Source organism: Paenibacillus sp. FSL R5-0928, from assembly GCF_037970385.1.
Lineage (GTDB): Bacteria > Bacillota > Bacilli > Paenibacillales > Paenibacillaceae > Paenibacillus_AQ > Paenibacillus_AQ odorifer.
In genome coordinates, this window is record NZ_CP150225.1 from 763901 (window position 1) to 777559 (window position 13659).

Genomic DNA, 13659 nt, shown 5'->3' on the forward strand with positions numbered 1-13659 from the left:
TGTGCTAAATCTGCGAATAGGGTCTTCTGAGTCCTATAGAGCTACTGAGTCCGCTGGAGCAGGTGAGTCCGATGAAGCTACTGAGTTCGATGGAGCTACTGAGTCCGCTGGAGCTGCTGAGTCCGATGGAGCAGGTGAGTCCGATAGAGCTACTGAATCCGGAGGAGCTGCTGAGTCCGATGAAGCCACTGAGTCCGAAGGAGCTACTGAATCGCGATTACTAACTAATCCAACAAAGGTTCGCGTTTAGAGGTTTAAGAGGTAGGTTCCAATCCACTCGACGTGGGTGCCCCAGAGCATCCTCATGACTTACAGGGCACCCTGTTTGTCGTGCAGACTCTAATGCCCAATACTCCCCGCAGATTATTAAGAATTGTCCCCTTGCTGTTGACAATATGAACGAAATCTTTATAATTAGATTATAATTCATACTAAGTTAATCGGAATTCTAATAAATTAAAATAAATTAAATTATAAATATAATTATAGGAGGATGCGGCAATGGAACGGAATATTGTAATCCGGCATAACGGAGAAGAATTGACGGCGAGCATACATTACCCGATTAAAGAGAAGGGAACCTCTTCGCGTTGCAAGGATAGACTGCCATTAGCCGTGATCTGCCACGGATTTGTGGGGAATCGGATTGGCGTAGACCGGATTTTTGTGAAGGCGGCTCGTGAGCTGGCACAAGAGGGATATATGGTTATTCGTTTTGATTATGTGGGCTGCGGCGAGAGCAGCGGGAATTATGGCGGCGAAGACATGGAATCGATGATCGCTCAGACTAGAGCAGTGCTGGATTACGGAATTAGCTCTGCTGATGTGGACCCACAGCGCGTGACGCTGATTGGCCATAGCCTGGGTGGCGCGGTGGCGCTGCTGACAAGTATTCGCGATCGCCGCGTGAAGAATCTCGTGTTATGGGCCTCTGTTGGTTATCCTTTCAATGATATTGTGAAAATTGTAGGGCGGGAGGCTTATGATCGTGCTGTGAAGAATGGATCAGCCGATTATGTGGGCTACTCGTTTACGCCGGTATATTTTAATTCTTTGGCGGCTTTTCAGCCCTTCCAAGAAGCGAGCAAATTTAGCGGCGATGTACTCGTTATTCATGGCACCTCTGATGATGTCATTCCGGTGGATTACGCTTTTCTTTATCAGAAGCTGTTCTGGACACGTCCGGAAGGACGGTGCGATAAAGAGATCATTTTTCAAGGGGATCATACCTTTTCTTCTGGACCAGCGCAGCAGCAGCTGCTTAAGCGGACTATAGAATGGATGAATGAACAAGAGCATCTGCAGACAGAGTGGCAGAATTGGATGATTTAGGAGAAGGTTTTTATTCGCATTAACTTGCAATAAGCGGTAAAATAAAGATGCACACCATATACTGGGTTATGGAGGTTGGCATCCTATGAAATTACCGTCATTTTTTATTGCGCACGGTTCTCCGCTCCTCGCACTGGAGGATAACGAGTATACCCGTTTTCTGGAGCGGCTTGGTCAAGAACTTGAAGCGCCACGCGGTATAGTAGTTTTCTCAGCGCATTGGGATAGCCCTGAACAGCTACTTACCGTTGATGAACTGCACGAGACACAGCATGACTTCTACGGATTCCCTGAAGAAGTTTACACGCTGACCTATCCGGCCCCGGGCGATCCGGCCCTAACAAGACGGATTTCTGAGCTCTTCAAGGATAACAATCTATCACATCAGCCCGTTCTGGGGCGAGGACTCGATCATGGAGTCTGGGTGATACTGAAAAAAATGTTCCCGAACGCCGACATTCCGGTAGTTGCTTTATCCGTCGATTCCCTGCGCTCTCCCAAGGAGCAGTACAATATCGGGCGGATGTTAGCACCGCTTCGTGACGAAGGCATACTGCTGATTGGAAGCGGTGGACTTGTTCACAATTTGCGGATGCTAAGTGAAAGTGAGCAGCCTGAGGATTGGGCACTTGAATTCGATGCCTGGATTGCCAAGGGACTAGAAGCCTGGGATTTGCCTTCACTTTTTGCGTATGAGAAAAAAGCTCCACATGTACGCGATGCGGTTCCTTCTTATGGGAGAGAGCATTTTGCACCTCTCTTTTACGCGATGGGAACAGCGGATGGCAGCAGGAAGGCAGAGCGGATTTTTCAGGCTTATCAGTATGGGACATTAAGTCTGAATTGCTGGAAGCTAGACTAACTGAATGAATAAGAGACCCGCAGGGTGCAGCCGCAATGGCTGTACCCTTTTTTTAATATAAGAATTTATCTATTCCATGCTATAAAATTTCCTTATGCTTGCTATGAAAAAAGGGAGAAGGTGATCAAGACAAATGGGACTGACTGTGATTAAATGGAAGGAATCAGTGAGTTTCATAAAACGTTTAGGAGGAACTACAAGCTTATGAAAGTAAATTGCTCTTCTTCCCGTCTGTTATCTGCCATTGTACTGACCACCCTATTGCTCTCCGCTTGCGGAACACAGAGTGCAAATAATGAGATCACCCCGACACAGCAGCCTACCGCAGAGCCCACACCTATCGAAACGATTCAACCCTCACCTACTATTGATCCCGCTGCTGAGCTCGTATCCGGATTAACAGGTCTTCCAGTTTCTGAAGACAGTCTTCCACGTCCCTTGGCCGTAATGATAAATAATGCTCCTGCCGCCCGGCCGCAATCGGGGGTTAGTGAAGCAGATATTTTGTATGAGATTCTTGCCGAAGGTGGCATTACGCGGTTGATTGGTATTTTTCAGAGCCATACAGGTGTGGTGAAAATCGGACCGATTCGCAGCATCCGCCCCTATTTGCTGGATATTGGCGAGAGCTACGGTGGTGTGACGGTGCATGCAGGAGGGAGTCCGGCGGCGTATGCCATTTTGCAAAAAGAGAAAAAAGAAGATATGGACGAGATCGGCCGTGCCGGAGCTTATTTTTGGCGGGATAAAGCGCGAAAAGCACCTCATAACCTGTACAGCAACGCAGCCAAACTGCGGGAAGGTGCCGAAAAGCTTGGGTTTGCGCAAAGTGTGAAGGTGCCCGGGTATCTTTTTAATAATCCAGACTACATACCGGCAGACGGAGAGAAAGCCGCTGAATTTAGCATAAACTATCTGCTCAAAAGTTATAAAGTTGACTATAAATATGATCCTAAACGTCAGACCTATCAGCGTTATGTGAATGACAAACCTCATTTGGATCTAAATAACGATAATCCGGTGGAAGCGGCCAATGTGATGGTTATAGGAGCCGATCATAAAGTGCTTGATGATGTCGGAAGACTTCAGATTGATGTGGAGCTTGGCGGGGAAGCGTTGCTTTTTCAGCGGGGACAGGTCACCAAAGGCAGATGGTCGCGTGAACCAGGGGATGTGATCCGCTTTGTGAGGGATGGAAAAGAAGAGCTGATGTATCCAGGAATTACCCATATTTTGGTGGTCCCTAATGCGCCTTCATTTAGCAGTCATGTGGTATATGGCGGGGCGGATGGTACAACATAAGAAAGTCGGAATATCCAGTGTTATACAGATTTGTGTTCGGAATAATGGGTATGTGTTAATAGAGTGTAAAAAAGTTCATTTCTATAGCTTCTATACCTTGTACGGATATGATAAGATAACAAGGGTTGTCATTCATTTTCATGCTTTTTACATATGAATGGCTCTGTATTCACGGTAATTTTATGTAAAGGGGTTTAAAACAATGAAGTTGAGAAAAAAGGACATATTCTTTGAGACGCTGGAAAATATGGCCGATACTATTGTCCAAGCTGCAGATTATTTTGCTCAGAATATCACTGATCTCCGGAATAATGTCGATAATTTCGCTGCAGAGATGAAAAAGTACGAATCCCAATGTGATACTTACACGCACACCGTCATCAAAGAATTGAACAAGACGTTTATTACGCCGCTTGAACGTGACGACATTATGGACTTGATCACAAGCATGGATGATGTCATCGATGGTCTGGAGGCATCCGCCTCACGTTTCTATATGTACAACCTTCTTGACCCGGATGAATACATTGTACAATTCGCCGAAATCCTTCGTCAGTGTGCTTATGAAATCCAAAAAGCGGTTCATTTGCTCTCCCAGAAGAAATTGTTGGCGATCCGTGAATATACAATCCGTCTGAATGACCTTGAGAATCAAGGGGACGAAGTGCTTCGTATTTGTACTAAGGTCCTGTTCGAAACTGTAAAAGACCCGATTGAGCTGATTAAACGCAAGGAACTGTATGAGCGGCTCGAGACCACTACAGACAAATGTGAAGATGTAGCCAACATGTTGGAATCGATCATCATGCGCAACTCATAAGGGGTACTAGAATATGGAAACATCTATATGGATTCTTGGAATTGTTATATTTCTCGCGCTTGCGTTTGACTTTATCAATGGATTCCATGATACGGCCAACGCAATTGCTACCTCTGTCTCAACACGTGCCTTAAAACCGCGAACAGCAATTATTATGGCAGCACTGATGAACTTTGTTGGGGCCTTGATGTTTACAGGTGTGGCCAAAAAAATCGGCGGAAGTATCACCGACCCGACCTTGCTTGAAAATGGGTTGGATATCATAATCGCCACGCTGATTGCTTCGATTATTTGGAATTTGATTACTTGGTGGCTCGGGATTCCATCCTCATCGTCTCATGCACTGATCGGCGCTTTAGCGGGTGCAGTATACGTGGGGGCAGGCTCAGCACACATCAATTGGGGCGGGTTTGTGGAAATTGTCGAAGGACTGATTTTCTCCCCAATCATTGCGTTTGTTATCGGTTATATAATCATGACCATCCTGAAGTGGATCTTTGCTAAGCGTAGTCCACATACGGTCAACAAGGGCTTCCGCTCTATGCAAGTCCTTACGGCAGCGTTACAGTCGTTCACACATGGTACAAATGATGCGCAAAAAGCGATGGGGATCATTACTTTTGCACTCGTTACCTCAGGACGTCAAGAAACTATGGATGTTATCCCTTTGTGGGTTAAGATAGCTGCAGCTACGGCTATGGCGCTCGGTACCTCCATTGGCGGTTGGAAAATTATTAAGACTATGGGCACGAAGATTTTCAAAATCGAACCTATTAACGGTTTCGCGGCTGATATTTCCGCGGCATCTGTTATTTTCTCAGCAACGCTGCTGCATTTGCCAGTAAGCTCAACGCATGCGATCACATCAGCGATCCTCGGGGTTGGCTCTGCCAAACGTTTCTCTGCAGTGAAATGGGGAGTAGCCGGACGTATTGTGGTCACTTGGTTCATCACGATTCCAATCAGTGCGGTATTAGCAGGTCTGATTTTCAAAATCATTTTTTAAACACCCTTTAATAAAGATGTCAGTTAGCCATTGGGCTGCGGACATCTTTTTTTGTTATGTGGACATGAGGAGAGTGAAGAATATACGGTATAAATCCCGTAGAAATGACGAAGTTTGGCGTTGGTTGGGGAATGTACGGTATAAATCCCGTAGAAATGACGAAGTTTGGCGTTGGAGGGGGAATGTACGGTATAAATCCCGTAGAAATGGCGGAGTTTGGCGTTGGAGGGAGAATGTACGGTATAAATCCCGCAGAAATGACGGAGTTTGGCGTTGGAGGGGAAATGTACGGTATAAATCCCGTAGAAATGACGAAGTTTGGCGTTAGAGGGGAATGTACGGTATAAATCCCGTAGAAGTGACGAAGTTTGGCGTTGGAGGGCGAATGTACGGTATAAATCCCGTAGAAATGGCGGAGTTTGGCGATGGATGGGGAATGTACGGTATAAATCCCGTAGAAATGACGAAGTCTGGAGTTGGAGGGGGAATGTACGGTATAAATCCCGTAGAAATGGCGGAGTTTGGCGATGGATGGGGAATGTACGGTATAAATCCCGTAGAAATGATGGAGTTTGGCGATGGATGGGGAATGTACGGTATAAATCCCGCTGAATTTACGAAATTCGAGGGTGGTGACAAAAAGAAGAGCATAACTGCCCTAGAATTGGAGACACTTCGTCGAAGAAGCAGAAAGAAAGGCATAAATGCCTTAGAATGACGGCACCTGACTTGTATGAAGGTGGACCAGCCCAACTAAACACATTTCAAGGGAACCCAACGCACCTTAATCCAGCCCATCGTAACGTAACCTTGCACAAGCTAACTCAGCCCAGTCCAAATTACCTTATTTCAGCAAAATCCAGCGTACCGAAGTCCAGCCCTGCGCAAAGTAACCTAGCCCAGATTAACTCAGCTCAGTCCCGCGTAACACATTTCAACGGAACCCAGTGCACCTTAATCCAGTCCATCGCAAAGTAACCTAGTACAAACTAACTCAGCCCAGTCCCGCGTAACACATTTCAACGGAACCCAGTGCACCTTAATCCAGTCCATCGCAAAGTAACCTAGTACAAACTAACTCAGCCCAGTCCCGCGTAACACATTTCAACGGAACCCAGTGCACCTTAATCCAGTCCATCGCAAAGTAACCTAGTACAAACTAACTCAGCCCAGTCCCGCGTAACACATTTCAACGGAACCCAGTGCACCTTAATCCAGTCCATCGTAAAGTAACCTAGATCCAACTAACTCAACGCAGCCCAACTTACCTCATTTCAGCAGAATCCAGCGCACCGAAGTCCAGCCCTGTACAAAGTAACCTAGCCAAAGTTAACTCAGCATAGTCCCACGTAACACATTTCAAGGAAACCCAGCGCACCTTAATCCAGTCCATCGCAAAGTAACCTAGTACAAACTAACTCAGCCCAATCCATCGTAACGCAACCTAGCTCAAATTAACTCAACATAGCCTAACCCAACCCAACCCAACCCAACCCAACCCAACCCAACCCAACCCAACCCAACCCAACCCAACCCAACCCAACCCAACTTTCCTTTCTCCCTGCTTTTCTGCCGCCAATGAGTACCGATATATTCACAATTCCTGCCCGGAACTTCACAGTTCCGATGCAAGGATTGCATCCCAATCCCACAAATCACTACCAGCCCAAAGTAAACCATATGTTATTTACGGTAAATGAACGCTAGGCGATGGACTCAATCTTTTGCGAAATCAAGGCCAGTCTGCTTACGATCGAAGAGTTGTTTACCATCCCAAAGGAGCACTTTTTCACCAACTAATTAGTAAAAATAGCGATAGTAATTCACAGCTGTGAATTCATCTCACTCATAAACCCGATACCGACAGCAGAGAATAAGGATAGCTCGCCCCCAGCCCCCACCCTTACACAAATGAATCCAGCATTAACGAACGACGAAGCACCAAATGTTTTTTAGTCTAGCATGAGCGGTGCTGCTGGCTATGTTTTTTGCTTTTTGGAAGAGTTGTCTTCTTGCTGTACAATAGAGGCGTGGAAGAAGATGAAGCGGAGGAACATTTATGATACGTACACTTGTTGTCACACATAAAGGTGAGGTGCTGACAGAGATCCCTCTGCAAAATATCCGGCTGGAGGATAATGCTTGGATATGGGCAGATTTTGCTACGCCTACGCCAGAAGAGACGCTTTTGCTGGATCAATATTTTCATTTTCACCCCTTGGCGATAGAGGACTGTATGCATGTGTTACAGCGGCCGAAGCTGGATCATTATGAGAATGTGCAGTTTTTTGTGCTGCATGCGCTGAATGAGCGGACGTTGGATGCTGAGGAGGTTGACTTATTTTTAAGCTCGAACTTTCTTGTCTCCTATCACCATCAGGAAAAAGCAGAGATGAATGAAGCGTGGGAACAAGTGAAGAGCGAAATACATAGTCGAAAAGGCTGGTCGGGTGGGCCGATGGCAGCTGCCTATACGGTGATGGACAAGCTGGTGGACAAGTATTTTCCATGTCTCTACAGTTTAGAGGACGAGCTTGCGGATCTGGAGAGTAGCGGCAGCAGTGAGTCGGTTGAGGAACTGATGAGCCAAGTGTTTGGCGTGCGCGGAAGGCTGCTCAAAATGCGGCGGACGATTGTGCCAATGCGCGATTTGATGTACCGGATCGTGAATTCACAGCATGTCCAGAGCAACGGCGAGGAACGGATTTATTTTGGCGACATTTATGATCATCTGCTAAAGCTCTCCGATATGATTGAGGCTGATCGGGAAATGACTGCGGATTTGCGTGACAGCTACATTTCACTCAATTCCAACCGGATGAATTCGATTATGAAAACACTAACGGTAATCACGACCGTATTCATGCCGCTGACGCTTATCGCCGGGATCTACGGGATGAACTTTGTGAAGATGCCTGAACTAGAGTGGAAGTATGGTTATTTTGGTGTGCTGCTGTTTATGCTGGTAGTTGGTTTTGGGATGTTCCGATGGTTCCGACGGAGTGGCTGGTTTAAGTAAGAATAGAGCAGAAAGCGCCAACAGCAAATCTCTTTCCCGCGAGAATTGCTGTTTTTCTGGTGCATAGCTAGAAAACGTCACCGCTATTTGCGGCGACGTTTTCCGGTGGAAGAAGTAGAGCGCCGGCGAGTAGTTGTAGTAGATTTGCGACGGGGTGAGGTGGAACGCTTTTTTTTGCGGCGATTAGGACTGTACAGGGCGGCATCCTCTTCGGCGGCTAGTGCGCCTGCTGCGCCTTTGTTTTTACCGAAGCTACCCATGAACAGCTTAACCATTGGAGCCATCTGCTGGAAGCCGGACATCACCTTTTGTACTTTACCCATAGAGTTTACGATCCCGTCAATGCCGCCCATACGATCGATGATGCCTTTGATTTGCTCCATATTCCCACCAATTCCGCCACCGCCTCCTAAGCCGCTGAGCAGTCCGGCAAGCCCGCCGCTTGCCTTTGTTGCAGCTTCAGCTGCAGGGAGCGCTAGCGCAGTTTCGGTGGCAGCTTCTGCTCCTAAAGCAGGAAGGATTCCGGTCTCACCGGGGAGAGCTGAGGGTGCATATGAACTGAGGCCGGGGTAGGCAGAGGCATTATACGAATCGCTCAGTGAACGCTGATTCCGGCGGGAATGATTATAGTAATGATCAGGCATAATATCACATTCCTTTGTTAGTGGTCTGCTATACTGTATGTCATGGGCGAACATACGGTATAGACGAATGCCCGGGTAATAGGGATAGGAGCGGAAAAGGGCGTATGCCTATAAACAGGTTAAAGTAGTGAAGAAACCGTGTACGAGCTTGATTTTCGGCGCTTTTGTAGTACTATAGTGTAGGCGATAATTCTTATGTAGAGAAAAATACTTGTATTGGGGTACATAAATGGTGTGCGCGTGGGGTGGACGTTTGTCCATCATTTTCGTTCTTTACAGCGTGAAATCGTTAATGCTTGAAAAATGCGCTCCAGTGCAATATAGTAAAGGCAGGATAGTGACATTAGGTTGATGTTTCCGGAGCTAGTTTTGTACGGAGCTTAATCAGAGAAACTAATGCTGATAGAACTTTTAGGGGATGAAAAATTGATGCAACTTAAGAAGTTAAATGATAAAAGTATAGACCAATTATTTGAAGCCATTTTAACATTAAAGAATATGGAAGAATGTTATGTTTTCTTTGATGATTTGTGCACCGTGAACGAGATTCAATCGCTGTCGCAACGACTGGAAGTAGCGCGTATGCTCGGCAAAGGCTCGACCTACAATCAGATCGAAGCAGAGACAGGAGCAAGTACAGCTACTATTTCCCGTGTAAAACGTTGCTTGAACTACGGAAATGATGGTTATAAATTAACGCTGGAACGTTTGGGACGCTAATTTATGGTACCGGGCGTACTTATTATCAGTCACGGCTCCCGCGACGAGGTTTGGGTGTCGATCGTGGAAGAGGCCGTAAGCGAATTATCGCTAGATGAAGAGATGCCAGTGGTGGTCTCTTTTTTAGAGCTGGTAGAGGGCCGTCTGATTCAAGATGGAATAAATGAACTGGAACATGCAGGGGTCACAGATATAATTGTGATCCCATTGTTCGTTTCCTCGGGAAGCACACATGTCGATGAAATAGAATATGCACTTGGGGCTAAACCTGAACCTGAACGTGAGACCGATTTAGAGCCGTTCCACGTGAAGGCTAAGGTTCACTATGGTTATCCTGTCGACGATGACCCGGACATCGCTGTGATGATCTGGGACAAGCTTCGTAAGCTGTCTACGGAACCTGAACGTGAGACAATTCTGTTGGTGGGTCATGGCAGCATCTATGAGGGCTTCCGCCAGCGTTGGCAGCAGGGCATCTCTTCACTGGCAGGACGTGTACGTGAGGTGAGCGGCGTAGCGGCGGCCGATTACGGTCTGCTGAATCCGGACAGTGTAAGAAGCAAAGTGGAGTATTGGCAGGAGCAGGGTCACGAGGTGTTGGTGGCGCCGCTTTTTTTGAGTGAAGGTTATTTCACTAAACATGTGGTTCCGAACAGACTTAAAGGGTTAACCTATAAGTATTCTGGCCAGACGCTTTTGCCGCATCCGCTTCTTCCGCATTGGATTGAGAGACAGGTAGAGACACTCCTCGAACAGATTCGAAAAAAGAGTTAAAAAGCTTCCTTTTTAGCCCACTTAATCATGAAAAATAGTGCCCATTTCCGTGGATAATACGGGATTTGCTGCATAGACATATATATAGTTGTTTTTGCCTAATAAGGTGTCGTGAATTGTTGTATAATGGAATATTTACGATTAATGTCCTCTGACATTGATTGTAGTGGTCCGAATTAGGTATAATCAATTAGGTTATTCTATTATAAAAAACAGGTGGCGTTCCGGTAATGAAAACTGCGAGATTGATTTATAATCCCACTTCTGGACGGGAAGAAATGAAGAAGCGGCTCGCCGACATTTTGGACCGGCTGGATACGGGTGGCATTGAAGCCTCCTGCCATGCAACGACCGGAGAAGGCGATGCTATGTTAGCTGCTGCGGATGCAGTAGAGCGCGGTTATGATCTAATCATAGCAGCCGGTGGGGATGGCACTTTAAATGAGGTTATCAATGGTATGGCGGAGAAACCTAATCTCCCCCCGCTTGGCGTATTGCCGCTTGGGACTACCAATGATTTTGCACGTGCGATGGGGATCCCGAAGAATTGGGAAGATTCCGTTGATTTGATCCTTCGTCAAGAGTCGCGTCCGATTGATATCGGTAAAGCCAATGATCGTTATTTCATTAATATAGCAGGCGGTGGCAGTCTAACCGAACTGACCTATGAAGTTCCCAGTAAGCTGAAGACCATGATAGGGCAGCTTGCGTACTATTTAAAAGGTATTGAAAAAATGGTCAGCCTATCTCCTCAGGAACTAATCATTCGAGCCAATGGGCAGGAGGTTATTCATGATGAGTTCATGCTGTTCCTGATTGCAAATACGAATTCTGTCGGCGGCTTTGAAAAGCTTGCTCCCGGCGCTCGAATCGATGACGGTCTGTTAGATGTTATTGCGGTTAAAAAATGCAACCTGGCAGAGTTTGTCCGTTTGGTTAGATTGGCCCTTCGTGGCGAGCATTTGCAGGATAAAAAGGTTGTGTATTTCCGTACGGATGCAATGGATGTAATCTCTCCAGGGCATGTCCAATTGAACTTGGATGGAGAACTTGGCGGAGAGCTGCCGGGTCGTTTTCGGATTTTGCCGCAGCATTTGCGGATTTTTGCTCAGAATAATTAGGTTGATTGAAAGCAAGAGTGTGGGATTATACAGCGATGATAATGAAAGAAGTGAACTATAAATAATGAGTAAACACCGCAGTGGACGCAGCACCAGCCGCCCAGCCGGCAAGGCGCCTGTCGCCGGACTGCCTGTGAATAAAAATGATGAGGTTATGCTCGATATTATCGGCATGACCCATGAAGGTGAAGGGGTAGGCCGCGTAGAAGGCTTTACCCTTTTTGTGCAGGGAGCCCTTCCCGGAGAGAAAGTCCGGGCAAGGGTGCTCAAGACCAAAAAGCAGTATGGCTACGCCAAACTGCTGAATATAGTAGAAGCAAGCAGCGCCCGCATCGCAGCGCCTTGCGAGATCTATGACCAATGCGGCGGCTGCCAGCTGCAGCATATGGACTATACTGCTCAGCTGGCGTGGAAACGGCAGCTGGTGGTGGACAACTTGGAGCGGATTGGGAAGCTCCGGGTGGCTGGTGGCGGGGATAGCGGAAAGAGCAAAGAGAATGAAGCTGTTGAGAGTCAGATAGATAGTGCTAACGATGGTGGCATCGTGGATGGTACGACTGATGGCGCTGGAGTAGCTCAGACAGATGGCATTCTTGTTCGCCCTACACTCGGCATGGACGAACCTTGGCGTTACCGCAATAAGGCACAGGTGCCAATTGGGGTTACAGAAGGCGGTCTTGTGGGCGGCTTCTACGCACGGGGAAGTCACCGCATCATCGATATGGAAACCTGCTTGATCCAGCACGAAGATAATGATGACGTTGTGCGCAAGGTGAAAGACATTGGCAGAGAACTTGGCATCTCTGCTTATAGTGAAGAAACCGGCCGTGGCCTGCTGCGTCATGTCGTCGTGAAGAAAGCTTTCCGCACCGGTGAAATGATGGTCGTTCTTGTAACCAACGGCCGCGACATCCCACACCTGGACGCCTGGCTTGGCAGCATCCGTGAACAGCTGCCGGATGTAGTCAGCATCTGCCAGAACGTCAACACTCAGCGCACGAATGTCATCTTCGGTAGCGAAACCCGCGTCCTGTGGGGCAGAGACGTCATCTATGACTACATCGGCGATGTACAGTTCGCTATCTCAGCGCGTTCGTTCTATCAAGTGAACCCGGCACAGACTGAGGTGTTGTACGGTAAAACCGTTGAATATGCCGGACTGACTGGCAATGAAACGGTTATTGATGCCTATTGCGGGATCGGTACGATCTCCCTCTTTTTGGCGCAGCATGCGGCTAAGGTATACGGTGTCGAAATTGTACCGGAAGCTATTGAGGATGCCCGGGCGAATGCGAAGTTGAATGAGATGAAGAATGTAGTGTTCGAGGTTGGTGCCTCTGAAGATGTCATTCCGAATTGGAAAGAGCAAGGGATTACGGCGGATGTTATCGTGGTCGATCCACCTCGGAAGGGCTGCGACCCGCGGTTACTTGAAACGATCCTTGCAATGAAGCCGGAGCGTGTGGTGTATGTGTCGTGTAATCCATCGACACTAGCAAGAGACTTGCGGGTGCTCGAAGATGGCGGATACAAGACAGTGGAGGTAACTCCGGTGGATATGTTCCCGCATACGGTGCATGTGGAGTCGGTGGCGTTGTTGGTGAGGGATAACAGTGCAATGAAATCCTTTTATTTACCGGGGATTTCCAATATGGTACAGATTAAAAATGTTGGTGGTACAGATGGCGTAGAACAGACTTGATGTAAAATTGATGTAAAAATGATGTGAAAATTCACCGAATTTCAACCTAAATGAACAGAAGACACCGGGGAACTCCTGTGCGTCTTCTTTTTTTGTGCTGGGTCTCCTTATGCGGCAGCAAGGACTGCACTCTTGCATAATGCGGAAGTTTAGAGTTACCACAACCGACTCGAGTCATGATTAACCTATTGCACCAAATTAGCTGCAACAGGACTTTTCGGCAACCAAGCCCAAATAAAAAAGGGTCGCAGACATACCTATATTCCGTGACGCCAAGGCAAACTGTATCTGGTCAGCATTTTTGGATTTGTACAAGAAAAAGATTGTCGGCTGGAAACTCAGCGGCCATATGACTAC

The 13659-nt window shown here is 47.2% G+C and carries 14 protein-coding genes; 13 read left to right on the forward strand and 1 reads right to left on the reverse strand.

Annotated elements, in window-relative coordinates:
* The first annotated feature begins 71 nt into the window (after positions 1–71).
* The 9 genes from MKZ16_RS03360 (at position 72) to corA (ending at position 8341) form a co-directional block, all read left to right on the forward strand.
* Positions 72–224: a hypothetical protein gene (locus MKZ16_RS03360; protein ID WP_179089990.1), complete on the forward strand. Its 153-nt coding sequence runs from the start codon at positions 72–74 to the stop codon at positions 222–224.
* A gap of 277 nt (positions 225–501) precedes the next feature.
* Positions 502–1332 (forward strand): alpha/beta fold hydrolase, encoded by an 831-nt coding sequence (locus MKZ16_RS03365; RefSeq protein WP_076104157.1) that lies wholly within the window; start codon positions 502–504, stop codon positions 1330–1332.
* Positions 1333–1417: 85 nt separating this feature from the next.
* Positions 1418–2194 carry a class III extradiol ring-cleavage dioxygenase gene (locus MKZ16_RS03370; RefSeq protein ID WP_038568677.1) on the forward strand — a complete coding sequence of 259 codons (777 nt, stop codon included), beginning with the start codon at positions 1418–1420 and terminating at the stop codon, positions 2192–2194.
* A gap of 204 nt (positions 2195–2398) precedes the next feature.
* Positions 2399–3496 (forward strand): DUF3048 domain-containing protein, encoded by a 1098-nt coding sequence (locus tag MKZ16_RS03375; RefSeq protein WP_076104156.1) that lies wholly within the window; start codon positions 2399–2401, stop codon positions 3494–3496.
* A 202-nt stretch (positions 3497–3698) separates the two neighbouring features.
* The gene (locus MKZ16_RS03380; RefSeq protein WP_036686871.1) at positions 3699–4316 is read left to right on the forward strand and encodes a DUF47 family protein; all 618 of its coding nucleotides are present in this window, start codon (positions 3699–3701) and stop codon (positions 4314–4316) included.
* 13 nt (positions 4317–4329) lie between these two features.
* Positions 4330–5322 carry an inorganic phosphate transporter gene (locus tag MKZ16_RS03385; RefSeq protein WP_036686873.1) on the forward strand — a complete coding sequence of 331 codons (993 nt, stop codon included), beginning with the start codon at positions 4330–4332 and terminating at the stop codon, positions 5320–5322.
* Between the two features lie 104 nt (positions 5323–5426).
* Complete coding sequence (locus tag MKZ16_RS03390; RefSeq protein WP_339815331.1) at positions 5427–5669, forward strand: hypothetical protein; 243 nt, start codon at positions 5427–5429, stop codon at positions 5667–5669.
* Positions 5657–6040, forward strand: coding sequence for a hypothetical protein (locus MKZ16_RS03395; RefSeq protein ID WP_339815333.1), 384 nt, complete (start codon positions 5657–5659; stop codon positions 6038–6040). The genes MKZ16_RS03390 and MKZ16_RS03395 overlap by 13 nt, the downstream gene beginning before the upstream one ends.
* A 1341-nt stretch (positions 6041–7381) precedes the next feature.
* Positions 7382–8341, forward strand: a complete 960-nt coding sequence (corA, locus tag MKZ16_RS03400) for a magnesium/cobalt transporter CorA (RefSeq protein ID WP_076104153.1) — start codon at positions 7382–7384, stop codon at positions 8339–8341.
* 83 nt (positions 8342–8424) lie between these two features.
* Here the strand turns inward: corA and MKZ16_RS03405 are convergent, their stop codons facing one another.
* Positions 8425–8985, reverse strand: coding sequence for a hypothetical protein (locus MKZ16_RS03405; protein WP_038568686.1), 561 nt, complete (start codon positions 8983–8985; stop codon positions 8425–8427).
* Positions 8986–9414: 429 nt separating this feature from the next.
* Between MKZ16_RS03405 and MKZ16_RS03410 the strand changes: the two genes are divergently transcribed.
* The 4 genes from MKZ16_RS03410 to rlmD all read left to right on the forward strand — a co-directional run bounded on the left by MKZ16_RS03410 (position 9415) and on the right by rlmD (position 13302).
* On the forward strand, positions 9415–9705 hold the full coding sequence (locus tag MKZ16_RS03410) for a YerC/YecD family TrpR-related protein (RefSeq protein WP_019913624.1): 291 nt from the start codon (positions 9415–9417) through the stop codon (positions 9703–9705).
* Positions 9706–9708: 3 nt separating this feature from the next.
* Complete coding sequence (locus MKZ16_RS03415) at positions 9709–10479, forward strand: CbiX/SirB N-terminal domain-containing protein (protein WP_076104152.1); 771 nt, start codon at positions 9709–9711, stop codon at positions 10477–10479.
* A 230-nt stretch (positions 10480–10709) separates the two neighbouring features.
* On the forward strand, positions 10710–11600 hold the full coding sequence (locus MKZ16_RS03420) for a diacylglycerol kinase (RefSeq protein WP_036680719.1): 891 nt from the start codon (positions 10710–10712) through the stop codon (positions 11598–11600).
* Positions 11601–11664: 64 nt separating this feature from the next.
* Positions 11665–13302, forward strand: coding sequence for a 23S rRNA (uracil(1939)-C(5))-methyltransferase RlmD (rlmD, locus tag MKZ16_RS03425; RefSeq protein WP_081393338.1), 1638 nt, complete (start codon positions 11665–11667; stop codon positions 13300–13302).
* Positions 13303–13659 lie beyond the last annotated feature (357 nt).